General features: G+C 66.1%; 21 protein-coding genes. 10 read left to right on the forward strand and 11 right to left on the reverse strand.

The genetic code is table 11. The features are described 5' to 3' along the window. Nucleotides 1-8: 8 nt before the first annotated feature. From ACY9XZ_RS06305 to ACY9XZ_RS06320, 4 genes are all read right to left on the reverse strand, one after another. Nucleotides 9-2,534 (reverse strand): DEAD/DEAH box helicase, encoded by a 2,526-nt coding sequence (locus ACY9XZ_RS06305; protein ID WP_463456202.1) that lies wholly within the window; start codon nucleotides 2,532-2,534, stop codon nucleotides 9-11. Nucleotides 2,535-2,600: 66 nt separating this feature from the next. Then, complete coding sequence (locus ACY9XZ_RS06310; RefSeq protein WP_463456203.1) at nucleotides 2,601-3,200, reverse strand: dolichol kinase; 600 nt, start codon at nucleotides 3,198-3,200, stop codon at nucleotides 2,601-2,603. Further along, complete coding sequence (glyS, locus tag ACY9XZ_RS06315) at nucleotides 3,201-4,937, reverse strand: glycine--tRNA ligase (protein ID WP_463456204.1); 1,737 nt, start codon at nucleotides 4,935-4,937, stop codon at nucleotides 3,201-3,203. It abuts the gene before it with no gap. Then, on the reverse strand, nucleotides 4,934-5,779 hold the full coding sequence (locus tag ACY9XZ_RS06320; protein WP_463456205.1) for a CBS domain-containing protein: 846 nt from the start codon (nucleotides 5,777-5,779) through the stop codon (nucleotides 4,934-4,936). Before ACY9XZ_RS06320 ends, glyS begins: the two co-directional genes overlap by 4 nt. 373 nt (nucleotides 5,780-6,152) lie before the next feature. Here ACY9XZ_RS06320 and ACY9XZ_RS06325 point away from each other — a divergent pair, with 373 nt between their 5' ends. From ACY9XZ_RS06325 to serA, 3 genes are all read left to right on the forward strand, one after another. Further along, complete coding sequence (locus ACY9XZ_RS06325) at nucleotides 6,153-6,320, forward strand: DUF7556 family protein (protein WP_463456206.1); 168 nt, start codon at nucleotides 6,153-6,155, stop codon at nucleotides 6,318-6,320. 146 nt (nucleotides 6,321-6,466) lie between these two features. Further along, complete coding sequence (locus ACY9XZ_RS06330; RefSeq protein WP_463456207.1) at nucleotides 6,467-7,060, forward strand: amphi-Trp domain-containing protein; 594 nt, start codon at nucleotides 6,467-6,469, stop codon at nucleotides 7,058-7,060. Between the two features lie 112 nt (nucleotides 7,061-7,172). Next, a complete protein-coding gene (serA, locus tag ACY9XZ_RS06335; RefSeq protein WP_463456208.1) occupies nucleotides 7,173-8,759 on the forward strand; it encodes a phosphoglycerate dehydrogenase in 1,587 nt (528 codons plus the stop codon). Nucleotides 8,760-8,794: 35 nt separating this feature from the next. Here serA and ACY9XZ_RS06340 read toward each other — a convergent pair whose 3' ends face one another. The 7 genes from ACY9XZ_RS06340 to ACY9XZ_RS06370 form a co-directional block, all read right to left on the reverse strand. Continuing rightward, on the reverse strand, nucleotides 8,795-9,010 hold the full coding sequence (locus tag ACY9XZ_RS06340; RefSeq protein ID WP_463456209.1) for a hypothetical protein: 216 nt from the start codon (nucleotides 9,008-9,010) through the stop codon (nucleotides 8,795-8,797). Nucleotides 9,011-9,067: 57 nt separating this feature from the next. Further along, nucleotides 9,068-10,111, reverse strand: coding sequence for an ATP-binding protein (locus tag ACY9XZ_RS06345; protein WP_463456210.1), 1,044 nt, complete (start codon nucleotides 10,109-10,111; stop codon nucleotides 9,068-9,070). After that, on the reverse strand, nucleotides 10,104-12,152 hold the full coding sequence (locus tag ACY9XZ_RS06350; RefSeq protein WP_463456211.1) for a sensor histidine kinase: 2,049 nt from the start codon (nucleotides 12,150-12,152) through the stop codon (nucleotides 10,104-10,106). Before ACY9XZ_RS06350 ends, ACY9XZ_RS06345 begins: the two co-directional genes overlap by 8 nt. Nucleotides 12,153-12,271: 119 nt before the next feature. Next, nucleotides 12,272-16,459, reverse strand: coding sequence for a DNA-directed DNA polymerase II large subunit (locus tag ACY9XZ_RS06355; RefSeq protein ID WP_463456212.1), 4,188 nt, complete (start codon nucleotides 16,457-16,459; stop codon nucleotides 12,272-12,274). A gap of 1 nt (nucleotide 16,460) precedes the next feature. After that, entirely contained in the window at nucleotides 16,461-16,883 is a 423-nt protein-coding gene (locus tag ACY9XZ_RS06360; RefSeq protein WP_463456213.1) for a PPC domain-containing DNA-binding protein, read from the reverse strand. 188 nt (nucleotides 16,884-17,071) lie between these two features. Continuing rightward, on the reverse strand, nucleotides 17,072-17,581 hold the full coding sequence (locus tag ACY9XZ_RS06365; RefSeq protein WP_463456214.1) for a 2'-5' RNA ligase family protein: 510 nt from the start codon (nucleotides 17,579-17,581) through the stop codon (nucleotides 17,072-17,074). Between the two features lie 40 nt (nucleotides 17,582-17,621). Beyond that, complete coding sequence (locus ACY9XZ_RS06370; RefSeq protein WP_463456215.1) at nucleotides 17,622-17,810, reverse strand: DUF7554 family protein; 189 nt, start codon at nucleotides 17,808-17,810, stop codon at nucleotides 17,622-17,624. Nucleotides 17,811-17,968: 158 nt separating this feature from the next. Here ACY9XZ_RS06370 and ACY9XZ_RS06375 point away from each other — a divergent pair, with 158 nt between their 5' ends. The 7 genes from ACY9XZ_RS06375 (at nucleotide 17,969) to argC (ending at nucleotide 25,484) form a co-directional block, all read left to right on the forward strand. Further along, complete coding sequence (locus ACY9XZ_RS06375; RefSeq protein ID WP_463456216.1) at nucleotides 17,969-19,060, forward strand: helix-turn-helix transcriptional regulator; 1,092 nt, start codon at nucleotides 17,969-17,971, stop codon at nucleotides 19,058-19,060. Nucleotides 19,061-19,197: 137 nt separating this feature from the next. Beyond that, complete coding sequence (locus ACY9XZ_RS06380; protein ID WP_463456217.1) at nucleotides 19,198-19,989, forward strand: hypothetical protein; 792 nt, start codon at nucleotides 19,198-19,200, stop codon at nucleotides 19,987-19,989. A 392-nt stretch (nucleotides 19,990-20,381) separates the two neighbouring features. Beyond that, on the forward strand, nucleotides 20,382-21,635 hold the full coding sequence (locus ACY9XZ_RS06385; protein ID WP_463456218.1) for an argininosuccinate synthase: 1,254 nt from the start codon (nucleotides 20,382-20,384) through the stop codon (nucleotides 21,633-21,635). A gap of 4 nt (nucleotides 21,636-21,639) precedes the next feature. Next, a complete protein-coding gene (gene argH / locus ACY9XZ_RS06390) occupies nucleotides 21,640-23,139 on the forward strand; it encodes an argininosuccinate lyase (protein WP_463456219.1) in 1,500 nt (499 codons plus the stop codon). Nucleotides 23,140-23,304: 165 nt separating this feature from the next. After that, a complete protein-coding gene (gene lysW / locus ACY9XZ_RS06395) occupies nucleotides 23,305-23,469 on the forward strand; it encodes a lysine biosynthesis protein LysW (protein WP_004517613.1) in 165 nt (54 codons plus the stop codon). Nucleotides 23,470-23,553: 84 nt separating this feature from the next. After that, entirely contained in the window at nucleotides 23,554-24,450 is an 897-nt protein-coding gene (gene lysX / locus ACY9XZ_RS06400) for a lysine biosynthesis protein LysX (protein ID WP_463456220.1), read from the forward strand. After that, nucleotides 24,447-25,484 (forward strand): N-acetyl-gamma-glutamyl-phosphate reductase, encoded by a 1,038-nt coding sequence (gene argC, locus ACY9XZ_RS06405; protein WP_463456221.1) that lies wholly within the window; start codon nucleotides 24,447-24,449, stop codon nucleotides 25,482-25,484. Before lysX ends, argC begins: the two co-directional genes overlap by 4 nt. The last annotated feature ends 8 nt before the right edge of the window (nucleotides 25,485-25,492 follow it).

Consider the following 25,492-nt stretch of genomic DNA (forward strand, 5'->3'; position numbering starts at 1 on the left):
ACGGAACGCTACGGCGCGTAGTCGCTGGCGATGACTTCCCGGATCCGGTCGGCGGTCACGTCGCCGATACCGGACACGTCCAGCAGGTCGTCTTTTTCGGCGGTCATCACCGCTTCGACGCTCCCGAAGTGTTCCAGCAGCGTGCGCGCGGTCACCGGCCCGACTTCGGCGATGGAGGCGACGACGTACTCCTGTTGCTCTGACAGGGTCTTGGACTGTTTCTCGCCGTGGACGCTCACCTCGCGGTCGGCCGTCTCCTGCTCGCGTCCGGCGATGACTTCCAGCAAGTCGGCGGTCTCGTCCTCGTCGCTGGTCCGCAGCACGCTCGCACCGAAATCGACCGCCAGCGACGCGAGCGCGCCCTGAATCGCCTTGTGGTGGACGTTGCGCGCGCCGAACAGGTCCTCGCCCTCGATGATGACGACCGGGCGGGCGTAGTGGCGGGTGGCGTCGCCGACCTGCTCGAACATCGACCGGTCGCCGCCCGTCAGCGTGTCCATGAAGTCAGCGACGGTCTTGCGCTCGACGACGACGCGGTCCGAGAGGACGTAGTCCCCGACGGCCAGCGTTTCGAGTCGGGTCTCGATACCGTCCCGCGTCGAGAGGTCCCGAGCGATGTTCGAATCGAGTTCGCGCTGGTCGGCGACGATTTCGACGGGGTCGTCCTCGTCGTCGCGTCCGGCGGTGGCGACCGTCGCATCGTCCGGCGTCTCGCTACTTCCCTCCTCTCCTGCTCTCTCGTCGCTGTCGGCGGCCTCCGACGGGTCCTCTGCGAAGGCGTCCAGCCCGGCCTGGCCGTCGCCGCCGTCGTTCTCATCGATTGACTTGTTAGCTGTGCTACCCCTCCCGTTTCCAGTGGAATCACCGCGTTGTGTGGTGGTTTCATCTCCGCTGGTTCCACTCGAAGCGGTCCCCTCGGCGTCGGATGCGCCGTCGCCGCCCCCTCCTTCGTACTCGTCGAGCCCGGTCTGGTCGAGGCGGGCCTCCAGTTCGCCGGCGACGCTTTTCAGCTCGTTCAGCTCGCGTTTCATCCGCTTCTGGTCGTTGCGGGCCTTCCAGAAGTACGCCTCGTCGCGGGTGTCCTCGGCCAGCAGGACGACGACCCGGCCCTCGGCCTGCCGGCCGGTCCGGCCCTTCCGCTGGATGGCCCGAATGGCGGTCGGCACCGGTTCGTAGAACAGCACCAGGTCGACTTCCGGCACGTCCAGGCCCTCCTCGGCGACGGAGGTAGAGACCAGTACCTCGAACTCGCCGTTGCGGAACCGGTCAAGCGTCTCCTGTTGCTGGCTCTGTGTCATCCCCTCGCTGCCGTCGGTGTCGCTCTGGCCGACGAACTTCTGGGTCGTGAAGTGATCCGAGAGGAAGTCCACGAGCGTCTCGGCGGTGTCCCGCGATTCGGTGAAGACGATGACGCGCTCGCCGTTCTCGATGCCCAGCGTCTCGGCGAGCAACATCCGGGTCTGGCGGAACTTCGGATGGAGGTCGTCGTAGCTGTTGGCTTTCCGTATCGCCTCGCGGACTTTCGGCTCGCTGACGAGGCGCTGGTCGGCCTTCGACGCCCCGGAAGAGCGGGCGGCCTCCTTCAGCCGCTCGAAGTACCGCCGCAGGGACTCGACGCTCTGGGTCTCGACGTACGTGACGGCGGTCCGGAGCTTGCGGATCTCCGCGAGGAGGCTCATCCCCTGGTAGCCCTCGCTCTGGTCGTTGTTCATCAGGTCACGCAACTGGCCCTGAATCTGCTGGATCTCGCGCTCGGAGATATCCGCCGAGGACTTGTTCGTCACGCCGAGTTCCTTCAACTGCGACAGGCGGTCCGTGATGACCTCGTTGATGGCGTCGCGGATTTCCACGACGACTTCGGGTAACTCGATGCGGTTCCAGTCGACGCTGGTGTCGTGGGTGAACTCGGCCACGTCGGCGTCGTCCTCGGTCATCACCGCGACCTCGTTCAGCCCGAGGTTCTCACACACTTCGAGTATCGCCTCCTCGTCGTCGCCGGGGGAGGCGCTCATCCCCGTCACCAGCGGGTTCTCGGCGTCGGCGTGGTAGCGGTCGGCGATGTAGTTGTAGGCGTAGTCGCCGGTCGCCCGGTGGCACTCGTCGAAGGTACAGTGGGTCACGTCGGCAAGGGAGATGCGGTTGCCCACGAGGTCGTTCTCGACGACCTGCGGCGTCGCGATGACGATGCGGGCGTCGTCCCAGAGCGCGGCGCGGTCGTCGGGGCGGACCTCGCCGGTGAACACGACGACGTCATCGTCGTCCAGTTCCAGCGCTTCGCGGTAGAACTCGGCGTGTTGCTGGACCAGCGGCTTCGTCGGGGCCAGCATGAGTGCTTTCCCGCCGACGGCGTTCAGTCGGTCGGCGGTCACCAGCAGCGAGACGGTCGTCTTGCCCAGCCCGGTCGGGAGACAGACGAGCGTGTGGCCGTCGCTCGCCGTCGCCGCCAGTTCGGTCTGGTAGCGGCGGTTCTCCAGAAACTCGGGCGTTACCAGCGGGCGCTCGACGTACTCGCCACCGGCGTCGGTGGTCGCCATTACCCACGCGTTCGGCCCCGCGGTGGTTAAGGGTTCAGATACCGGGGTGAAAGTGAACGGACGGCCTCAGAGGCCGAAACCGGGCAGGTACTGGACGCCGGCCCACATCGCCAGCGCGCCAAGCACCGGAATCGAGAAGTTGTCGTCGATGACGTAGCCGGCGATACGTGGTTTGACGCCGTCGGCGAACGTCGCCGCGACCCCGCCGAGCACGGCTGCCGCGGGGGGGACGAACGGAGCCGCAAGCAGCGTGCAGACGCCGAACATCACCAGCAGCACCCAGGCCTGCTTGACGTTACTGGCGTCGGTCGAGCCAAGCAGGCCGCTGATGGGGTCGCCGATGGCGAGCATCAACATTGCGGGGACGGCGATGTCGGTGGTCAGGCCCGGGAGTCCCACGGCGAAGGCGACGATGGCGATCCCGACGATATACAGCGCGTAGCCGGCGGGGTTGTCCTGCTCGTACTCGCGGGTGAGCCGGTCGTACACCACCCAGTCCAGCCCGGTCGTCAGCCGCACTGCTTCGAGAATGCACACGACGACCAGCGCCACGGCCAGGAACCCCTGTACGACGCGCCACGTAATCAGGTCCGGCCGGAGCAGGTGTGCGAGCGGCACCGCCGACCCGGTGACGTGGACCAGCCGGCGGGAGACCTCGTCGGCCATCTACAGGTCGTCGAAGGTGCGGTCGCCGTTCGCGAGCTGTTCGAGCCGGTTGGCAAGGCCGTCGATGGAGAGGCGTTTCTGCTCGGTCGTGTCCCGCTCCCGGACTGTTACTTTATCGTCTTCAAGGCTCTCGTAGTCGACGGTGACACAGTAGGGCGTCCCCACTTCGTCCTGTCGGCGATAGCGCCGCCCGATGGCCCCGGAGTCGTCGTAGGTGACCGAGAGGCCGGCGGCCCGGAGGTCCTCGGCGATGTCGGTCGCGAGGTCGGCCATCCCGTCCTTATCCATCAGCGGGAAGACGCCGACCGTCGTCGGGGCCTGCTCCGGCGGGAGGTCGAGGTACGTCCGTTCCTCGCCGTCGACCTCGTCGGTCTCGTACGCGTGTGCGAGGACCGTGTAGATGATCCGGCCCACGCCGAAGGAGGGTTCGACGACGTGTGGCCGGATGTGTTCCCCGTTCTCGGTGACCTCGTCGACGCTGAAGTTCGTCTGTTCGACGGGGATGGTGTGGGACTCGCCGTCGACCTCGACGGTGACCTCGTCGCCGTCGAAGGCGTCCGGATTCCGCTTGGCCAGCGCTTCGAGCGCGTCGGCGACCGCGCCGGCGTCGCCGCCGAACTCCGGCCCGAGATAGCTCATGTCGGGGTCGACAGTCGCCCGTTCGACGGTGATTGGCTCGTCGTACTGCTTGAAGACGGTGTAGTCCTCGCCGGAGTGTTCGGCGTGTTTCGAGAGGTCGTAGTCGCCCCGGTAGGCGAAGCCGGTGATCTCGATCCAGTCGCCGTCGACCTCGCTCTCGGCGTCCCAGCAGTCCGAGGCGTAGTGGGCGCGCTCGCCGGCGAGATGCTGGCGATACCGGAAGCGATCCATATCCACGCCGATGCGCTCGTACCACTCCTTGGAGACGCCCAGATAGTAGGCGACCCACTCGCTTGCGACGACGCCCTGGTCGACGGCCTCGCGAACGGTGAGTTCCTGCATGCCGCCGTCCTCGGCCTGTTGCTCGGCGGCGGAGTACAGCGGCAGCGTCACGTCCGCCACCTCGGCCAGCGGCGGTTCGTCCTCCTCGGGGTCGATGAAGTGTTCGAGTTCGGCCTGGGTGAACTCCCGGACGCGGACCAGCGACTTCCGCGGGGAAATTTCGTTCCGGTAGGCCTTCCCGATCTGGGCGACGCCGAAGGGAAGCTGATTGCGGGCGTACTCCGAGAGTTGCGGGAACTCCACGAAGATGCCCTGTGCGGTCTCCGGGCGGAGATACCCCGGCGACGACGACCCCGGCCCGATGTTCGTCTCGAACATCAGGTTGAAGTTGTCGACCGGCTGGTCGGCCAGCGAGGTGTGACAGGAGGGACACTCGATGCCGTGGTCGGCGATGAGGTCCATCACCTCCTCGTTGGGGAGCGATTCGGCCTCCTCGATGTCCGTGTTGTCCTCGACGAGGTGGTCCGCGCGGTGGGTCGCGCCGCACTCGCCGCACTCGACGATCATGTCATCGAAGCCATCGAGGTGGCCCGAGGCCTCGAAGACGGGTTCGGGCATCACGTCGGGGGCGGAGATCTCCTGATGACCTTCCTTGACGACGTAGCGGTCCCGCCAGGCGTCCTCGATGTTCGATTTCAGCGCAGCGCCCTGTGGCCCGTAGGTCCAGAAGCCCGCCGCGCCGCCGTAGGCGCTCGAGGACGGGAAGTAGAAGCCGCGGCGCTTGGCCAGTTCGGTGAGGCGCTCACCCTCGCTCATAGGCCTCGCAGCAGGTCGATGTCCCGGACGATGCCGGTGAGTTCGTCACCCGACAGCAGCGGGATCTGTTCGATGTCGTGCTCGATCATCAGCTGGGCCGCCTCCTGTGCGGTGCGGCGCTTGTTCACCGTCACGACGTCGTCGGTCATGAACTCCCGGACGGGCTCGACCGGGAGTTCGACGTTGCGGGTGGGCATGTACCGACCGCCGACCGCCTTGATACCTTCCCAGGCCCAGTCGTCGTCCTGGTTCGCGATGGAGTCGCCGGTGTCGTCCTCGCCCTCGACGACGCGGGCGACCGCGATGATGTCGACCTCGGTGAGCATCCCCGACATGTCGCCGTCGTCGCCGAGCACAACGCCGTAGGGGACGTTCGCGTGGGAGAGCTCTCGTTCGGCGACGGTCAGCGGCGTGTCCTCGTACACGCAGTTGATGTCGCGGTTGGCGAGTTCGCCGACGACCGCGTCGCCGTCGACGTCGCCGTTGGCGATGGACCGGATCACGTCGGTCACTGTGATGATACCGTTGAGCTGGCCGTCGACGATGGGCAGGCGTCGTTCGCCGTCCTCGACCATCACCCGTGCGGCAGCCTCGATAGACGTGTCCCCGCTGATCGTCGGCACTTCCTCGACGAGAATGGCGAGCTGGTCTTCGTCCGGACTCTCGATGAGCGCATCGCGTGAAATAATCCCTCTGAACTCCTCGCCCTCGTCGGTCTCCTTGATGACCGGAACCGACGAGAAGGCCTGCTCCTGGAGGTACTCCAGTGCGTCGTCACGGGTCCCGGGTATGGTGACCGTGACGACCTCCGAGCGTGGCGTCATAGCGTCTGCGACGTTCATACTGCCAGAACTTCCTCCCCGCATCTACTAAGTCCTTAACATCCGTCGGTTTTCCGCACCCGGGCCACAGGCCGGGCGGGCATCGGTCGTTGCCGGAGACCGTGCTGGCGCTCTCCGGGAAGCCGATGGACGGTGACGTTTCGAAAACAAATACGTCTGCTGCCATATTAATCCACGATATTCGGACCTGAGCGAAATTACCGATTCGAAGTCTGATGGTTGAGATATAAGGCTTTAACCATGCTAGCCCACGGACCAGTCTGTGGCTATCCTGACAGGACTCGAACTATTGTCAGACCGTTGGCCGGGACTCGGAGCCCTCCCTTCTACGGGTTTCGCTAAATTTTTATAGGGTTGTTACATATTATCATGCATGGAGTCGGATACTGTCGCTCCGATTGAGATGGCCGCGGACGGAGAAATCATGGCGTCCGTCGAAGAGGGTCCAACGGACCAGTTCATCGTCGCTGACGTGACCCGAGACGACGCCTATCTCACAACCCCGCTCGCGGACGCTGCCTCGCTCCCGGCCTGGCGGTAGGGCGGCCGACCGAGTCTCAGATTTTTGCTGGCCGATTTATCCCCCGAATAGCGGCCGCTATGCCGTGAACCCCTTTGTCGCTAGCTCGGGCCAGACGCGGACTCGCAGCGAGTTAGTTTAAGCCGCTGTGTCGCATGTGCCTATGAGTGTCACAGGACGAGTACGAAACAGAACTAACAGGCAATCGTGCGGACATCGCGGCAGCAATACACGGTGTGGCAGACGGCGTGCTCGCGGGCGCTATCCGCCTCGGTGACGACGCGGACTCTGTCACCGTCGAGACGCCGGAATCGCTCTCGCTCGAAATCGAACTCGAATCGGACGACAACGAGGTGAGCCTGGAACTCGAACTGGAGTGGGGCGCTGGTGCGGTGGACGCCGCCGAGGCTGGGTCGGACGAGGAGTCGCCAGACACCGAGACAGCCCTGACAGATACGGCTGAGGAGCGGCCGGACGGGGAGGTAGAGGCGGAAATCGACCGCTCGCACGACTCTGACGACAGGCTTCCGGAGGCCAGCACCATCCCGGCAGCCGCGGCCGACGCGTCACAGTCGCTCGCTCAGTTCGAGGTGTTCCGAGACAGGCGCGAGGAGTGGCGCTGGCGGCTTCGCCACCGAAACGGCAACGTCATCGCGACCAGCGGCGAGGGGTACACCCGCAAACACAACGCCTCGAAGGGACTGCGAAGCGTGATGGCGAACTCGCCGAAGGCGGCTGTCGTCGAAGAATCCACGGAGTAGACACGACGGCGCACAGAGGTTTTGCGGTCTCTCGGCCGGTCACCAGTACTGACGCCGTTCCGCCCGGACGGAGAAAACAAGCGTTATGCCGCCCCAGTAAGTTCGATTCGGTATGAAGGTACTCGTTACGGATCCTATCGCTGACGCCGGTCTCACGCGGCTCCGTGAGGCGGGTCACGACGTCGAAACAGCCTACGAGGTCGAGGGCGACGCACTCCTCGATGCGGTGGCCGACGCGAACGCGCTCATCGTCCGCTCGGGCACCGAGGTCACTGAAGAAGTGTTCGCGGCCGCGTCCGACCTCATCATCGTCGGCCGGGCCGGCATCGGCGTGGACAACATCGACATCGACGCCGCGACCGACCACGGTGTCATCGTCGCCAACGCCCCCGAGGGCAACGTCCGCGCCGCCGCGGAACACTCCGTCGCGATGGCGTTTGCCACCGCTCGCTCCATCCCGCAGGCCCACGACCGCCTGAAAAGCGGCGAGTGGGCCAAAGGCGAGTTCCTCGGCACGGAAGTCAACAACAAGACGCTGGGTGTCGTCGGCTTCGGCCGCGTCGGCCAGCAGGTCGCCAAGCGGCTGGGCAGCCTCGGCATGGACATCGTCACGTTCGACCCGTACATCAGCCAGGAGCGCGCCGACCAGTTCGGCGCGGAACTCGTCGACGATCTCGACGACTGTCTCGCCAAGTCCGACTTCATCACGATCCACACGCCGCTGACGCCCGAGACCGAGAACATGATCGGCGAGGAAGAGCTCGCCGAACTCGAAGGCGGCTACGTCGTCAACTGCGCCCGCGGCGGTATCATCGACGAGCCGGCGCTTGCTGAGGCCGTCGAGGACGGCGTCCTGAAGGGCGCAGCGCTCGACGTCTTCGGCGAGGAACCCCTGCCCGAGGACAGCCCGCTGCTCGATGTCGAGGACATCATCGTCACGCCCCACCTGGGCGCATCGACCGAGGCCGCCCAGGAGAACGTCGCTACCTCCACGGCCGACCAGATTATCGCCGCGGCCAACGGCCAGCCGGTCGCCAACGCTCTGAACGCGCCGTCGCTGGACGAGGCGACGTTCAAGCAGGTCGGCCCGTATCTGGACCTCGCCGACACCGCCGGCCGCATCGCCGTCCAGTTGTTCGGCGGTCACATGTCCGAAGTCGAGGTCACCTACGCGGGCGACATCGCCGAGGAGGACGTGGAGTACGTCACCGCCAGCGCACTGAAGGGCGTGTTCGCGCCCTCTGATCTCCAGGTGAACGCCGTCAACGCCCCGCAGATTGCTCAAGACCGGGGCATCGACGTGACCGAATCCAAGACCCGGACCTCCGAGGACTACCAGAGCCTCATCACCGTCACCGTCTCCGACGGTGCGGAATCGGTGTCGGTCTGTGGGACCCAGTTCGGCGGCGAGGAGCCGCGCATCGTCCGCATCGACGACCACCGCATCGAAGCCGTCCCCCACGGCCACATGCTGGTCGTCCGCAACCGCGACGAGCCGGGCACTATCGGTTTCATCGGGACCGTGCTGGGTGATGCCGACATCAACATCGCGGGGATGTTCAACGGCCGCGAAACCATTGGCGGGGAGGCCCTGTCCGTTTACAACCTCGACGAGCAGCCCCCGAAGGACATCATCGAGCGGCTAAACGGTGACAGCCGCATCATCGAGACGACGTACGTCGAACTCGGCGACGAGTAACGCAGAGCGGAGTTTTTTCTGAAAGCCAGTCGCGGTTACTCGCCGTCGAGAAGGCGCTCGTACCGGTCGACGACGGCCTGCCGGTGCTCGCGTTCCCGTTCGAGCGCGGTTTCCAGTGTCGCCACCTGCGAACGGAGTAACGCGATCTGTATCTGATAGAGCGTGCTGGGCGTCCGTCGGGGCGGTGGTAACGGGGAACCCGACCGGTCCCCGGAGTCGAACGGCGGCGCTGAATCGCGGGACGAGGCCATACCCGTGACAGGATCGCCACGTGCAAAAACACCCGTCGGACGGCTGTCACGCGCCCGTCAGTCGCCCTGAGAGATCCGGCCCTCCCGCTCCCTACCGACAGCGAACTCCGTTGCGAGTGGGACCCGAAGCGTGAGCGTTGTTCGCCCGTCGCGCCGGTCGTAGGAGAGTCCCCCGCCGTGACAGTCAAGGATCCACTTGGTCAGCCACAGCCCCAGCCCGGTGCTGTGTCTGAGTTGCGTTATCGGTTCGTCACCGAACAGCACCGCCCGCTCGTTCTCCGGCAGTCCCGGGCCGTCGTCGCTGATCTCGACCACCGCGTCCGCCCGTTCGCGCCGCACCGTAACCGACAGCTCCCCGTCCGTGTGTTTGACCCCGTTCTCGACGAGCTGTGCCAGCGCGATATTCAGTCGGTCGTCGGCAGCGACGACCATCGCTTCGGACGCCTCGACGGCAAGGTCAACTGTCGCGGTGTCGTGCTCTCCGAGGACCGACCGGACGCTCTCGACCAGGTCAGTCCGTGACTCCGTCGTCGCCGCGGAGTCCATCACGTACTCCATCTTGCCGGCCATCTCGCTCAGTTCGGCCAGTTCGTCCGCCGCCATCGCCATCAGGGACGCCTGCTCGCCGAGGTCGCCTGAGAGCTCCGCCGACAGCGTCTCCGTGCCGTCGAGCAAGGGCACGAGCTTGTTTCTGAGGTTGTGCCGCAGGACGCGGTGGAGCACCTGGTGGTGCTGCTCTCGCCGCTGTCTGTCGGTCAGATCGGTGTATATCGCCAGTGCCCGGCCCGCTGTCGTCTGGACGACCCGACAGGTCAACTGCCGGGCACCCGTGACTGTCTGTCCCGTGACGGGCCCCTGCCGCAGTTGGGCACTGTCCGACCCGTGGTCGGACCATCCCGAGTCGTCCCGGCGTTCGATTGCCGGGACGTACTCGCTCAGTGGCTCCCCGCGTACCCGTTCGCCGTCGACACCGAACAGCTCGGCGAACGCCGGATTCACCGCTCGGATGATGGGCGTGCCGTCGACGAACTCCACCTCGGCGACAGCGTCGCCGGTGTGTTCAAACAGCGCCTCGAAGCGCGTGCCGTCTGTTTCACTCATCCCTGTACTGGTTGGCAGCGACGAACTCGAAACGGGCACCGCCCGTTTCGCTCTCGGTGACAGACACGGCCAAGTCGTGCGCGTGTGCGATCTCCTCGACGATTGTCAGGCCGAGCCCCGTCCCGTCGTCGCTCGTCGTGTAGCCGTTGTCGAAGACCCCGTCCCGGTCCGCCGGGGGGATACCGACCCCGTCATCGGCGACGTAGAACCCGTTGTCGAGCGCCCCGACCCAGACGGTGGATGCCTCGCCGTGCGTGACGGCGTTCCGGAACAGGTTCTCGAAGAGGTGCTTGAGACGGGTGTCGTCCCCCGAGACGACGAGGCTGTCTTCCTCGACGACCAGCTCGGTCTCACAGGAACTGACGTGAGCCCAGCAGGCACGCGCGACCGCACTGAGGTCGACCGGCGTCGGGTCTTCGACGCGGTCCCCCTGTCTGGTCAGGGTCAACACGCCCTCGATGACTTCCTCCATCCGCTCGTGGGACTGGCGTATCCGGTCGAGGCCGGCGGGACACTCCTCAAGCTGGCTCAGCGTCCCCTTGGCGACCTGCAGCGGGTTCCGCAGGTCGTGTGAGACGGTGCTGGCGAACTGTTCGAGCCGCTCGTTCTCCCGCTGTAGCTCCCGCTCTTTGCGGAGCCGCTGCAGGGCGATTTCGGCGTTGCTGGCGATGATCTGGACGAGGTTCAGGTCGGTCTCGTCGAACGCGTCCGGCTCCGTCTGTCCCACGCTGATGATGCCGTAATCACTGATCGGGACGTACAGCCACGAGACGACTGGTTCGAGCTCACTGCCCCCGTCGTGATCACGGATATCCGTGTAGACCCTCGCTTGCTGCTCTTCGAAGGCCTCGCCGGGGAACCCCTCGCCGACAGCGTACGTCGGCCGCTCCGACAGCAACTCCTCGGCCTTGTCGTTGACGTGAACCGGCTGGAGTTCCCCGTCCCGAAGGACCCGGATCACATTGATGCGGAACTCCAGGATGGATTCGATGGCCGCGCCGACTTCGGCGGCAACCGCTGACGGGCTGTCAGCACTGAGCAGGTCCCGTGTGGCCTCGTGCAGCGCCTTTATTTTCTCCTCACGCCGCCGCTTTTCGGTGATGTCCGTGTTGATAGCGACGTAGCCACGCGGCGTGCCGCCGCGTGGAAGCGGCGCGATCGTCTGTTCGATGACGTACCGCTCACCGTCGGGGCGCTCGTTGACCAGTTCGCCCCGCCACACGTCGCCGGCGTCGATGGTATTCCACAGGTTCTCGTAGAAGGCGTCGTCGTGTTCACCCGACTTGAGGACCCGCGGCGTGTGGCCGATGACCTCGGACGCGGCGTACCCGGTCAACTCCTCGAACGCCGGATTGACGTACTCGATGACGCCGTCACGGTCGGTGAACACGACGGCATGGCCCGCGCTCTCGACGGCCTCCCGGAACTTCCACGGGCTGATATCAGCGTTCGCTACGCGGCTGCCGCCGTCGGCCCGCGGTGCCTGTCGCTCGTCAGTGAGTCCTCGTATCAGGTCGAGGTGGACGGAGAGGATATCGGCGTCGATCCGTTCGATCTCACACAGGACGTCCGGCCTCGCGAGTTCGCGGAGTCGCCGACGCGCGTCATTGACCGCCGGGCTCTGTTCGCTGCCAGACCGGGCCGCGTCAAGCACCTCCACTTTTCGGGTTAGCGACACCGCTTCCCGGGAATCGCCGTTCCCGAGCGCCATCGCTCGGTCGACTGCCTGCCCGAGCGTCGCCGCGTCGATCGGTTTGCGGAGATACTCGTCACACGCGAGCGACAGGAGTTCCGGCGTCGGCTCTGCCCCAGTCACGACAATCACGTAGGCCGACACACCGGTGGTCTGTACCGTCTCTTTCAGTTCTCGAAACGCCATCCCCGGCTGTCCGTGGTCGTAGACGACGATATCCGACCGAGCAAACGAGGGCCTGATCTCGTCCGTTGTCTCGGCCAGCGTGTAGCTGTATGACGGGTCGAGGCCTGTCTCGTACACCCGGTGATCGACTGCATCGTCGATGACCAGCACGTCTCGGTCCATTCCTTGGCCCCTCTCTATCAGTATTCATCATATATCTCGCTGGGATTATGAGCAGCTGAGAACACGAACCAGTTTTAAATGGAGTCCCGAACACGTACTCCTGCGCCCGCCGACCCGCCTTACATGAAGTCCGCGATGCCTGACTGCTTGTTGTGGTCGTTCTCGAACACCGACTCGATTTTCCGCTCTAAGATCTTGAGCCGCTGTTTCGTGTAGTCGCGGGCCCCGAACTCGTCGGCGACCCGAATTGCCGTGTCGATGTACTTGTTGACCGACCCCTCGTGGACAGTGAGGTTGACCCGGCCGCCACATTCCCGGCAGTCGCCGGTCAGGGGCGCGCGCCGGAACGATTCGCCACAGTCCAGACACCGCATCTCCTGTCTGGAGAAGGCCCGGAGGTTCCCGATGAGGTCCGGCAGGAAGTGGTACTCGATGATGCGCTCGGCCACGTCGCTCTCGACGACGGCCCGGAGTTTGCGGGAAATCTCCAGTTGGGCGTCCATCTTGTCCTCCATCGAACCGAGCGTCTTGTACGCCGAGAGGTCCGGCCCGGCGGCGATGTTCGTCGTGTCGTGAGTGTGGCGGAACTCGGTGTACTCGCGGTCGGTCCCCAGTGTCTCCTCGGCGATCTTCATGATGTCCTCGACCTCGGTCGGGTCTTTCATCTCGCGGGTAGCCTCGTAGAACTCGCGAGGATAGGTCTCCATGATGTCCATGTTGTGGGCCTCGTCGTCGATCTCGCTGGGGTCGATCCGCGAGGACATCACCAGCGGGGCGTCCATCTGGCCCCCTCGCTGGTTCGGGAGGTACGACTTCGAGAAGTTCAGCAGGCCGTCCATCAGGAGCATCACGCAGTCTTCGTCGCCGTCACACTGGCCGACGTAGGTTCCCTCGACGGCCACGCGGTGGGTGTCGGCGACCGTGAGACAGTAGACGTGGTCCACGTCGCTCTCGACGTACTCGACGGCGGCGACGGTGTCAGTCGGGACCGCCCCGTCAGCGGCTGCCGTCGATTCTGCATCGCGTGCCGTCATCGTCGTCGTCTCGCCGCCGTCGTAGGCGGGGAGTTCGTCGCCGGCGATCAGGTCGCTGGCCGGGATCTCTTCGATACCGTCCGGGCCGGCCCGGAGCATCGTGTGGTCGGGCGTGACCCGGAGTGTCCGGTCACCCACGTCGATGCGGACGAGGTGGTCCGGCGCGGGGTGTTTCGAGACGGCGTCGACCGGCTTGCGACAGGGGCCGTCGGCACCAAGCGACGACACGGTGAGGTCGCCGTCGAGTTCCTGTACGAGCGTCCCGAAGTCGTCTTCTTCGGGGTCATCCAGGCGCTCCTCGACCAGTTCCTCGATGGTGCCGTACTCCCAGTCGCCGCCCTCGCCCTCGTACCACAGTCGGGTCTCCGGGTGGAAGCAGTTCCGGCGCTTGGCGGCGTGGAAGTACGGATGCGCGTAGCCGACGGCGGCGGAGGTGAAGCCGACGACGCGGCCGACCGTCGCCGCGCTGGTGTGGGGAGCCATGCCGAAAACGAGCTCGCCGACGAGGTCCTCGCGGTCGTCGAACTCGTAGAACCGCTCCAGGCCGTAGTACTGCTCCAGGAGGTCGTCGACGAAGCGGGCGGTCTGGAGCATGTGCTCGGCCGCGCCGTCCGAGAGCACGATATCCTGGACCTTCAGTTCGACCAGCTGGTCGTCGTGGGTGAGCGGGTCGCCGTGGATGTCCTCCGTATAGCCCAGCCCACGGAGTCGCTCGGCGGAGACGTCCAGTTCCGCGGCTCGGACCGCCGTCACCGGCAGGTCCGTCATGTCGTAGCGGACCGTCCCGTCCTTGAACGCCGAGACGTCGTGTTTCGCCCGGAGGATGCCCTTCTCCATCGGCTCCGGGACCTTCTCCTCGGAGGTGAGCCCCTTGACGGCTTTCAGCTGCTCGAAGGCCGTCTCGCGCTCGCCGACGTTCTGTAGCGCCTCCCGATACGCTTCCTGCAGGTCGAGCACCTTGTACTGGGTCGGCGAAGCGAGCGTCTCACACCGCGAGCACTCCGCGCGGCCGGACTCGTCGCGCTCGACCTCGGCCTCGCAGTCGGGACAGACGTACACCGGCTCGGTGGTCCCGCCGCACTCGGGACAGCCCGCGTTGTGGGTCTCGGTTCCGCAGTCGGGACAGCGACGGCGGGCGATTTCGACCTCGACGCGGCCGGGCGTGTCGCTCATCCCCTCGGCGTGTTTCGTCGCCTTGGCCACGTCCCGCTGTGCGCCGCCGGCCTCGCCGATGGGGCTGAGCGTGTGGACGGCCGGCGAGAGGTCCCGGCGCTCGGATTTCTCGGGACGACCCATCCGGTTGCCGATGCGGGTCGGCGCGCGCTCTCGGACCTGGAACGGGGCGATTTCGTTGACTGCCACAATAGCGTTCTGACCGTCTTCGCGCTCGGCGTCCTCGGCGACGCCGATTGCGTCGAGCGATTCGCTGTCGCCGTAGGTCCGGGCGCGCTCCGAGAGGTCCGACGGCACCCAGTCGCGCTCCAGCGACCGGGAGAAGCCGAGCGTCCGCACCAGCGGCACCCAGTCGGTGACGGTAATCGTGTCGTCGTCTTGAGTGTGCTCGACGAGCAGGTGCTCCAGCGTCTGCTGGACGGTGTCGGTCCGGGGCAAGACGAGCGCGCCGTCGTCGCTGTACGTCTCGCCCGCTGTGCCGTCAACTTCCGGGTCGGCGTACGCGCCGTCTGTCTGTGCGACTCGGCCGTCCTCGACAGCGTCGGCGAGCGCACACACCCCGTCGACACTCACGTCGTGCCAGAGGTAGGTGTATTTCGGGTGCAACGGGGCGTCGTAGTCGGTCGCCCACTCGATGGCTTCCTCGGCGCTGGGGTCAGCGAGGTCGATGTGTGGCGAGTCCCGCATCGCCTGTACGTCCGCGCCCCCGGCGTCGAGGTCCTGCTCCCACCACTCGACGGTGTAGGAGGCCGGCGCGAGCGGGTGGTTGTTCTCGACGAACTCGCCGTAGTTGACCAGATACTCGCCCAGGTCGAGTATCTTCTCGACGCCGTTGCGGACTTCCAGCGCCTCCTCGGCGTCGTCGATGCGTCGCACGTCGCCGTTGGCCAACCGCACGGTCGGCCCCTCGATGGTGTCGACCGGCACGACGCCGGCGGCTTTCCCCGGCCGTTCGGTCTTGATCTGCGTGCCGGTCGCGAGGAAGTCGTCGACCAGATGCATCGTCGCCGGGTGGACGCCCGCCGTGGCGAAGCCGTGGTTCCGGGACCGCCCGTACCGAAGCCGGAACCCGCCCGCCTTCGACGGATGGGAAAACACCGGCCGGCCGGCGATGAGGTCCCGGAGGTATTTGTCGGCGGGCTCGACGCGCGGCGGGCCAGCCTGCTCGGAAGAGCCGTCCTCGCCGTCGTCGTCATCACCCTCGCTCGTGTCGTCGCCGCTCTCGTCTTCCGAGCCGTCTCCCTGGTCGGCCTCGTCCTTGCCGATGGTCCCGTCGATGAGGTCCTGCAGCCACGGCCAGTCGATCTCGTCTAAGTTCCGGGTGTAGCGCTGTATTTTCGGCGCTTTCAGTGCGATTCCCTCAGCCAGCACCAGACACATCCCGCCGCGGGGGGAGTTCGAGTCGACGCGTTCGAGGTCCCGGTAGCCAGATACCTCCTCGTCGCCGGTCGCCTCGCCGTCGAGCATGATCGGCATGTGCTCGGCGATGAATTTCGTCTCCTTTTCCTTGGGCGAGTACTGCAGCCCGGTGTCCTTGTCGTAGAGGTCGATCTCCTCGGCGTAGCGCCCGATCTCCTCCTCGCGGGCCTTGTACTGGTCGATGCCAAGCAGCGCGCGGGCGTAGTCGGCGACCAGCACGGAGAGCGCCTGTGCCGTCCCGCCGGCCGACCGGATCGGGCCGGCGTAGTAGACGTTGATGAACTCAGTCCCGTCGTCGTTTTCCAGCAGTTCAACGCGGTCAATTCCCTCGATGGGGGCGGCGACGACACCCTCGGTCAGCAGGGCGACGGCGGTCCGGACCGCGCCCTCGACTTTCCCTTCGCGGCTGTCGTAGTCGCCGACGGTCCCCTCGACGAAATCATCGACCAGTTCCAGCGCGGCCTCCTCGCGGGACATCTCGCCCTCTAACTCGCGGACCCGCTCGGCGACGCCGTCGATGCCGAGGATGTTCTCGACGCGGTCGGCCATGTCCCGCGCTGTCGGGATCTCGACCTCCGGCTTCGGGTCGCCGCCGCGCTCTTTGGCCCGTTCGGCAACGTCGAAAGCGGATTCGAGCTGGGTTTCGAGCGTTTCGAAGTACTGTTCGTCGGCCTCCCGCATCTTAGATGTTCCAGAGGTCCAGATCGGTCGGCTCGTCGTGTTCCCGCCGGAGTTCCGTGTCGAACCCCCGGACGTACAGTTCACCCGCCCAGACGGTGCCGGCGTTTAGGTGGCCGGCGACCGCCTCGCCGTCGGGCCGCGAGAGGACGGCGTGGGTGTGGGCGAATCGCTCCCCGTCCAGATGCGAGATGTTGCCCATGCAGGCGGCGACCTCGAGCGGTTCGTCGAACGCCAGCGAGTCGTATTCGGTTCGGTCCTGATCGTAGAACATGAGTTCCGCGTCCTGGACCGCCCCGAGTCCGTAGAAGAAACCGGCGTCGATGCCCTGTTCGTCCGCGAAGGCCTCGATCTCGGCGCGCCAGTCCGCACCGTGCTCCAGTCGGCAGACGAACTCGGACGTACTGTCGACTTCGCGGTAATCCATATCTGTAGTGGATGACAGGCCGCTCCAAAAGCGTTGCTTTCGACCCAACCGTTTATATCCGAAGCCGGGGCCACCGCCGCTGTGACGTAGTCACCGCCCGGCGCGTTCAGCGATTGCGCGGCACACCGCGCCAGGACCGACTTGTGCCGCCTGTTCGCTACTGCGCTGGGAACGCTGCCAGACAGGCCCTATGCCGGCAGCGACACCCGACTGACCGGCTGGTTTCGGTCGGCGTCGTAGAAGGAGAGCTCGTCGACGGTCCACCGGACCGGCTCGATGTCCCGTTCGACCAGCCGCGCGGCCGCGTCGCGGTCCCCGCCGCGGGCGACGGTCACGTGCGGGACGTACTCGTCACCCTCCATGTTGTCGACGGGGTCGAACCGCTCGCAGAGCCGTTCGTGCAGGGCGACCAGTCCGGGACTCTCGACGGCGAGATACACCACCGGTGACGGACCGGTCACGGCCGTCTCGAACTGCTCGACGCCCGAAACTCGCGCTTCGAACGCCGGCTGGCCGCGAAGCGCCTCGCGCCCTTGCGCTTCCAGCCGCGCGTAAGCCGTGTGGTTGCCGTCGCCCAACCGCTTGGCGACCAGCGTGTGCTCGCCCCGCCCCCGCCGCTGTGCGAGCGGCAGGTCGGCCGCGAGGTCGGCCGCCAGCGACGTGACTGCCGACGGGAGCGGGACGTTGATGCTGTACACAACGCGTGAGTCGCCTGCTGCGAACAAAAAGAGCGCGGTCCTACAGCCGGTCGAGCAGCCACAGGACGATGAGAACGACCAGAATCACGCCGAGGAACGGCTGTAGTATACCGAGCAGACCGGTCAACAGCCCGAGGGCCGTATCGAGCACCTCGAGCACCAACCAGACCACAATGAGGACGAGGACGATCTTCAGCAGGGAATCCACGTCGAGTTTGGCTCTGTCCATGCTCGATAGCTCTACCTCGCGGGGCAAACCCCTTGTGGCCGTGGGGGCTGGCGGTTGGGATTCGGGCACGGACACGGCCTGGAATGTAAGGCCGCCGACTATCAGTTCGCACAATCGGCAATAAACGATATACCTGCCGAGGGGATAGCCGCGGTAGGATGGGCCGGACCGCTGGAACGCTGGTAGTCGTCATCGTCGCGATAGCACTGCTTGTACCGACAGCGACCGGGGTTGGTTTCGGCGGCCTCGAACAGCAGTCAGTCGACCCAGACGTGGTCGTGATGACCGCTGACGTGGGCTCGGATGGGAGCGCCGACTGGACGGTCGCCTACCGAATCCGGCTGGACGACGACAACGCCACGCAAGCGTTCGAGGATTTGCAGGCGGACATTCAGGCCAACCCGTCGGCATATACGGACCGCTTCGAGAGTCGGATGCAACGTACCGCCGGGGCAGCGGAAAACACGACCGGCCGCGAGATGGCTATCGAGAACGTCACCGTGAGCACTCGCGAGGAGACGTTCGGCCAGACGTACGGCGTCGTCACCTACCGGTTCCAGTGGACGAACTTCGCCGCCGTTTCCGGTGATCGACTCGAAATCGGTGACGCGCTCTCGGGGCTGTTTCTGGACAGCGAGACCTCGCTGACCGTGCGCTGGCCGGCGGACTACCAGGCCGCCTCCGTCGCACCGGAGGCCGATGAACGGGGGAATGCCTCCGTCACCTGGCGCGGCCAACAGGAGTTCGGGACAGACGAGCCACGAGTAATCGTCAGTCCAGCGGACGCTGCCGGCGGGGACGGTGGTAATGGACCGCTCATCGCCGGTCTCCTCGCGCTAATCGCCATCGCCGCTGCAGCGTACGCGCTTCAGCGGTACGGTGTGTTCGGCGGCGGTGAACCGGCAGAGCCGCCGGCGTCGATGACCGAATCCGACGATTCCGACGTGGTACCCGCCGCCGGCACGGACGCCGACGCCGGCGCACCGCCGGCCGAACTCCTGAGCAACGAGGAGCAGGTCCTGCAACTGCTCGAATCGAACGGCGGGCGACTCAAACAGCAGCAGGTGGCCGGCGACCTCGACTGGACCGACGCCAAGACGAGCCAGGTCATCGGCGGTCTCCGCGAGGAGGACAAGGTCGAGACGTTCCGCATCGGCCGGGAGAACGTTGTGACGCTCCCCGATACTGACGTGACCGGTGGGAACAGCGACGAAGGCGACGGGGCCGACAGCGGCGACGACACTCAGTAATAAAGCTGTCGACGGTTTATCGGGATCTGTTTGCTATCTCCACCGACGTACTGCGGTTTTAATCCGGCTTAACCGACGCTAATCCGGGATCACTGACGCCTATTTATAGGGTGTTCGGGGGCCAAGCAACTGGTGTAATGAGACGAGTGACCCCGCTGTTGGTGGTGCTGGTGCTCGTAATGAGCACGCTTGCTGCGGTGCCAGCCGCAACGATGGCACAGGAAAGTGAAACGGTGACGGACCAGGCCGACGCGAACGCGACGCCCCCCGGCGCACAGCTGGCGGGCGTCGTCAGCGTCCAAGGGGCTGAAATAGACGGCGAGGTCCAGTCCCGGACGTTCGGGGTTCGTATCACACAGGCGAACACCGACGACGCCAAAGCCACCGTCGTCGCCGACCAGCTGAACGACTCCGAAGCGCGGCTCACAGCCCTCCAGCAGCGCAAACAGGCGCTCGACGAGGCCCGCGAGAACGGGTCGATGAGCGAGGGCGAGTACCGCGCGAAGGTGGCACAGCTCCACGCCGAGACGCGCAACGTCCAGCGGCTGGCGAACGAGACGAACGAGACAGCCAGCCGGCTCCCGGCCGAAGCCCTAGAGAAGAAGGGGATCAACGCAGCGGCGATCCAGACCCTCTCACAGCGTGCGAGCGAACTGAGCGGGCCGGAAGTCGCCGCTATCGCACAGGGTATCGCCGGCCCGAACGTCGGTCAGCAGGCCCGGCCTGACGTCGCCGGCGACCGCGGCGGCGATGCGGCGGACCGAACCGAAACGGACGACCGCCCCGGGACCGAGCGGGAGCGAACCCCGGCTACTGAACGGACCACCGATACCGACGCCACACCGACCAACGAGACGGCGACTGACGCAGGGGAAACCGAACCGCCGACAAACGGCGACGGGTCCGACAGCACCGACGCTGGCCGCTAGCGTGAGATAGCGATTCCTTGATGGCCGTCACACGCCCTCCCGTGTGTCGCTACTGGCCGTAATGGGCGGTACTGGTACCGCCGAACCATGTGTCTGTGGCCCATACCCACGCCACTGCTAACACGGAAACTATTAGTACTCGAATCACACAGCAGCAAGTACATGACGCGGACCCCTTCGACTACGATGCTCGCTGCGGATAGCGAGGGGTCCCTCCGTTTCTCCCCACGGCGACGACGACCGGGCCGTTTCTAGGCCCACTACTACTCACTCTTCATTTGACAGGTTCGCTTCGTCGCTAGACGCCGTCGTCGTCGGTTCGACGGGATTCTCGGTCCGTTGTCTGACCGGAAACCGACAGGCACACCACGGAACCAATCCAGAACACACCCATGCCAGAAGGAAACGGAACCGTCGCGCTCGCGTTCTCGGGCGGGCTCGACACGACAGTCTGCGTATCGCTGCTGAAAGAGGAGTACGGCTATGACGAGGTCATCGGCGTCACCGTCGACGTTGGCCAGCCCGACTACGAGTTCGAGGAGGCCGAGGAGACCGCCGAGGCGCTGGGCGTCGAACAGCACGTCGTCGACGCCAAAGCGGAGTTCGCGGATCTCTGTATGGAGGCCGTCAAGGCCAACGCCGACTACCAGGGCTACCCGCTCGGGACCGCCCTCGCGCGCCCGGTCATCGCCAAGGCAATTCTCTCGGTCGCCGAGGAAGAGGGCTGTTCGGCCGTCGCGCACGGCTGTACCGGCAAGGGCAACGACCAACTGCGCTTCGAGGCGGTCTGGCGCGACTCCGACCTCGACGTCATCGCGCCGGTGCGCGAACTCGGCCTCACCCGCGAGTGGGAGAACGAGTACGCAGCGGAGAAGGGCCTGCCCGTCGAGGGCGGCGACGGCGGCCGTTACTCCATCGACACGAACCTCTGGAGTCGCTCCATCGAGGGCTCCGAACTCGAAGACCCCAGCACCATCCCGTCCGACGACATCTACAAGTGGACTGACAACCCCTCGGGGAAAGAAGCCGAACTCGTCGAAGTCGAGTTCGAAGCGGGCATCCCGGTCGCCGTCGACGGCGACGAACTCGGTGGCGTCGAACTCATCGAGCAACTCAACGAGCAGGCGGGTGCCCACGGCATCGGCCGCACGGACATGATGGAAGACCGTATGCTCGGGCTGAAAGTCCGCGAGAACTACGAACACCCCGCGGCCACCGTCCTGTTGACCGCTCACGAGGCGCTGGAGGGCCTCGTCCTCACGCAGGAGGAGCGCCAGTTCAAGGCCCAGGTCGACCAGGAGTGGTCCCAGAAGGCCTACCAGGGTCTCGTCGACGCGCCGCTGACGGGCGCGCTCGAAGCGTTCATCGACGATACGAACGAGCGGGTCACCGGTACTGTGACGGTGAAACTCGAAGGCGGTCACTGCCGTGCGGTCTCGCGTGAGTCCGACTACGCCGTCTACAGCGAGTCCGCGGCCTCGTTCAACGAGGAGGACGTCTCCGGCGGGATCACCCAGCAGGACGCCACCGGCGTCGCGAAGTACCACGGCTTCCAGTCCCGCCTCGCGAACAAGATCCTGGCCGACGCGAAGAAGGGCGCCGCCGTGACGGACGGCAGCGGCGACAGCGAGGACACGGAGGAGTAACGCAATGAGCGACGGCGGGGATCACGAGACGGTGGACGATGGCGACCACGACGAGACGGTCGTCCGCCGCGACCGCTTCGCGGGCGGGCCGGCCCGGTCGTTCCTCTCCTCGCTGTCCGACGACGAGCGCATCTTTGCGGCCGACCTGGCCGTCGACCGCGCCCACGTCGTCATGCTGGCCGAACGGGAGATCATCGACCGCGAGACGGCCGGCGAGGTGCTGGCCGCGCTGGCGGCCGTCGAGGACGCGGGCCACGGTGCGCTCCCCGACGGGGAAGACGTCCACGAGGCCATCGAGAGCGCCGTCATCGAGCGTGTCGGCCCCGCCGGCGGGAAGATGCACACCGCCCGCTCGCGCAACGACGAGGTGGCGGCCTGCATCCGCTATCGCCTGCGCGAGGATATTCTGAACCTCGTCGAGACCGTCGTCGGAGCCCGCGAGCAACTCATCGAGGTCGCTCGTGCCGAGGACGGGACGGTGATGCCCGGCTACACGCATCTCCAGCCCGCACAGCCGACGACGGTCGCCCACTGGGTGCTGTCCTACGAGCAGGCACTCCAGCGCGACACCGCGCGCCTGCTGGACGCCTACGAACGCGTCAATCAGAACCCCCTCGGGTCCGCCGCGTTCGCGGGCACGCCCTTTGACGTGGACCGCGAGCGCACAGCTGAACTGCTCGGGTTCGCGGGCGTCGTCGAGAACTCGATGGACGCCTCGGCGACGCGTGACTTCCTCGTCGAGACGACCAGCGCCGTCGCCACGCTGGCGACGACCCTGTCGGGGCTGGCCGAGGACGTGGTCGTGATGGCGAGCAAGGGTCACGTCGATCTCGACGACGACTACGCCTCGACCTCGTCGATCATGCCCCAGAAGAAGAACCCGGATACGCTGGAGCTTGTTCGCGGGCGCACGGGCGATGCTGTCGGGGGGCTGAACGGCCTGCTGACCAACCTGAAGGGCCAGCCCCGGGCGTACAACCGCGACCTGCAGCGCGCCGGTCGCCACGCCTGGGACGCCATCGACAGCGTCACCGAGAGCGTCGCGGTCGCGGCCGGCGCGGTCGCGACCGCAGACTGGCCCGCCGAGACGCTGGAAGCGGCGGCCACTGACGGGTTCTCGACGGCGACCGGCGTGGCCGACCTGCTGGCGATGGCCGGCGTCCCGTTCCGGACGGCCCACGAGGTCGTGGCGGAGGGCGCCGCCGGTCTGGGGCCCGAGGAAGACGCGCCCGACTACGCGGCGCTGTCGGCCGTCGCCGAGGACGTGCTGGGCGAGCCCCTGGCGGCCTACGTCGACCGCGAGGCCCTGGAGGCCGCGCTCGACCCGGCCGAAAGTGTCGCCATGCGGGACTCTCGCGGTGGCCCGGCCCCCGGCGCTGTCGCCGAGCAGGTATCGACAGCCGAGGACGTGCTCGCGGCCGACGACGAGGAACTTGCCGACTGCCGGCACGCGGTTTCACAGGCGGCCGACCGCCGCCGGACGGAGGTGGACCGATATGTCTGAGCGACCACCGTCCCCTCGTGGGACAATTATACCATAATTCTGATACACGACTCAGAAACGTAGCGGATTCGGGCTTTTCACACCATTAGAGTACAGTCTGTGTAGTAAATTTATTCTGATATGTTCGAAGGCTTTAAGTGGATCCCTATCACAGGATGAACTACAATGGCAGAATGCATCGAGTGCGGGGCGGACGTGTCCCTGCACGACGACCTCGAAGTCGGAGAGATCGTTGACTGTACCACCTGCGGTGCCGAACTCGAAGTCGTCGGCGCCGACCCCGTCGAGCTCGACAGCGCACCCGAGCTCGAAGAGGACTGGGGTGAGTGAGGTGTTCGCGGTCCCGCGGCGCTCGACGCCGTACGTACCCGTGGCGCGTGACGCCGCGAGCCGCGAACGCACGGAGGACCCAGTATGAAAGTCGGACTCCTCTACTCGCGCATCCGCCGGGACGAGAAGCTCCTGCTGTCGGAACTGCGCGAGCGCGACCACGAGATCGAGAAGATAGACGTTCGCAAACAGCAGTTCAACATCCACGAGGCCCCCGAAGCCTTCGAGGACCTCGACATCGTCGTCGACCGCTGTCTGGCGACCAGCCGCAGCGTGTACGCGACGAAGTTCGCAGAGGCCTACGGCGTCCCCGTGGTCAACGGCCCCGAGGTCGCAAACACTTGCGCGGACAAGGTCAACAATAGCCTCGCACTTGAGGCGGCGGGCGTGCCGACGCCGAACACCGACGTGGCGTTCACGAAGGACGCGGCGCTCGAATCAATCGAGAAGTTCGGCTACCCCTGCGTCCTCAAGCCGGTCGTCGGCTCCTGGGGCCGCCTGATGGCGAAGATCGACTCCCGCTCGGCCGCCGAGGCCATCCTCGAACATAAGGAGACGCTCGGCCACTACGAGCACAAGATCTTCTACGTCCAGGAGTTCGTCGACAAGCCCGGCCGCGACATGCGCGTGCTGGCCGTCGACGGCGAGCCCATCGCGGCGATGGTCCGCTCCTCGGACCACTGGCTCACCAACGCCGCGAAGGGTGCCGAAACCGCCGAGTTCGAACTGGACGACCGCGCGCTGGAACTGGTTGAGAAGGCCTCCGACGCGGTCGGCGGCGGGCTGCTGGGTATCGACCTGATGGAAGTCGGCATCGACGAGGACACCGGTGAGTTCGATGATTACACCGTCCACGAGGTCAACCACACCGTCGAGTTCAAAGCGCTGAACGAGGTCACCGACGTCGACGTGCCCGCGAAGGTCGTCGACTGGCTCGAACAGAAGGCGGCGACGGAGGCCGACGCCGAGGTGACAGCATGACGTACACGGCAAGCGTCGTCGGCGGTTCCGGTTTCACCGGCGGTGAACTGCTTCGCATCCTCGACGGCCACCCCGAGTTCGAACTCGAACAGGCCACCAGCCGCTCGAAGGAGAACAAGACCATCGGGCACTCCCATCCCAACCTCCGGCATTCGGACCTGCGCTTCTCCTCGCCGGCGGACCTGGAGTCGGTCGACGTGCTGTTCGCCGCGACGCCCCACGGCGTCTCGATGGAACAGATCGACGCCTTCCAGGAGGCCGCCGGGACCGTCGTCGACCTCTCGGCGGACTTCCGCCTCGATTCGGAGGCCCAGTACGACGATTGGTACGACGGCCACACGCGCCCGGAACTGCTCGAACAGAGCGAGTACGCGCTGCCGGAACTCAACCGCGACAACCTCGAAGGGGCTGACCTCATCGCCTCCGGCGGCTGTAACGCCACGGCGACGATTCTGGGCCTGCTCCCGCTGTTCGAGGCCGACATCCTTTCGGGCGACGAGCAGGTCGTCGTCGACGTGAAGGTCGGCTCCAGCGAGGGCGGGGCCGGCGGCGGCGAGGCCTCCTCGCATCCAGAGCGCTCGGGCGTCGTCCGCCCGTACGCGCCCACGGGCCACCGCCACGAGGCCGAGATCCAGCAGTTCCTCGGTATCGACGTGTCCTTCACCGTCCACGCGGTGGACATGATCCGCGGCGCGAGCGCGACCTGTCACGTCTTCCCCGAGGGCCCGGTCTCGAAGGGTGACCTCTGGGGAGCCTACCGCGGGCAGTACGAGGACGAACCCTTCGTCGAACTCGTCGCCGGCGGCGGTGGCGTCTACCGCTACCCCGAACCGAAGTCGGTCGCGGGCACGAACCGCGCCGAGGTCGGCTTCGAACTCGACCCCGGCAACAAGCGACTGGTCGTGTTCTCGGCCATCGACAACATGATGAAGGGGTCGGCGGGCCAGGCGGTCCACGCCGCCAACGTCGCCCTCGGCATCGAAGAGACGGCGGGCCTGGAGTTCCAGGGGCTCCACCCCGTCGGTGCACCGTAACCCCTGAC

Source organism: Haloarcula sp. HT12, assembly GCF_055271655.1.

Bases quoted from the DNA above. Each gene is read 5' to 3' on its own strand.
- ACY9XZ_RS06305 (WP_463456202.1), bottom strand. From the start codon at position 2,534: ATGGCGACCACCGACGCCGGTGGCGAGTACGTCGAGCGCCCGCTGGTA.
- ACY9XZ_RS06310 (WP_463456203.1), bottom strand. From the start codon at position 3,200: ATGGCCGACGAGGTCTCCCGCCGGCTGGTCCACGTCACCGGGTCGGCG.
- glyS (WP_463456204.1), bottom strand. From the start codon at position 4,937: ATGAGCGAGGGTGAGCGCCTCACCGAACTGGCCAAGCGCCGCGGCTTC.
- ACY9XZ_RS06320 (WP_463456205.1), bottom strand. From the start codon at position 5,779: ATGAACGTCGCAGACGCTATGACGCCACGCTCGGAGGTCGTCACGGTC.
- ACY9XZ_RS06325 (WP_463456206.1), top strand. From the start codon at position 6,153: ATGGAGTCGGATACTGTCGCTCCGATTGAGATGGCCGCGGACGGAGAA.
- serA (WP_463456208.1), top strand. From the start codon at position 7,173: ATGAAGGTACTCGTTACGGATCCTATCGCTGACGCCGGTCTCACGCGG.
- ACY9XZ_RS06340 (WP_463456209.1), bottom strand. From the start codon at position 9,010: ATGGCCTCGTCCCGCGATTCAGCGCCGCCGTTCGACTCCGGGGACCGG.
- ACY9XZ_RS06345 (WP_463456210.1), bottom strand. From the start codon at position 10,111: ATGAGTGAAACAGACGGCACGCGCTTCGAGGCGCTGTTTGAACACACC.
- ACY9XZ_RS06350 (WP_463456211.1), bottom strand. From the start codon at position 12,152: ATGGACCGAGACGTGCTGGTCATCGACGATGCAGTCGATCACCGGGTG.
- ACY9XZ_RS06355 (WP_463456212.1), bottom strand. From the start codon at position 16,459: ATGCGGGAGGCCGACGAACAGTACTTCGAAACGCTCGAAACCCAGCTC.
- ACY9XZ_RS06360 (WP_463456213.1), bottom strand. From the start codon at position 16,883: ATGGATTACCGCGAAGTCGACAGTACGTCCGAGTTCGTCTGCCGACTG.
- ACY9XZ_RS06370 (WP_463456215.1), bottom strand. From the start codon at position 17,810: ATGGACAGAGCCAAACTCGACGTGGATTCCCTGCTGAAGATCGTCCTC.
- ACY9XZ_RS06375 (WP_463456216.1), top strand. From the start codon at position 17,969: ATGGGCCGGACCGCTGGAACGCTGGTAGTCGTCATCGTCGCGATAGCA.
- ACY9XZ_RS06380 (WP_463456217.1), top strand. From the start codon at position 19,198: ATGAGACGAGTGACCCCGCTGTTGGTGGTGCTGGTGCTCGTAATGAGC.
- ACY9XZ_RS06385 (WP_463456218.1), top strand. From the start codon at position 20,382: ATGCCAGAAGGAAACGGAACCGTCGCGCTCGCGTTCTCGGGCGGGCTC.
- argH (WP_463456219.1), top strand. From the start codon at position 21,640: ATGAGCGACGGCGGGGATCACGAGACGGTGGACGATGGCGACCACGAC.
- lysW (WP_004517613.1), top strand. From the start codon at position 23,305: ATGGCAGAATGCATCGAGTGCGGGGCGGACGTGTCCCTGCACGACGAC.
- lysX (WP_463456220.1), top strand. From the start codon at position 23,554: ATGAAAGTCGGACTCCTCTACTCGCGCATCCGCCGGGACGAGAAGCTC.
- argC (WP_463456221.1), top strand. From the start codon at position 24,447: ATGACGTACACGGCAAGCGTCGTCGGCGGTTCCGGTTTCACCGGCGGT.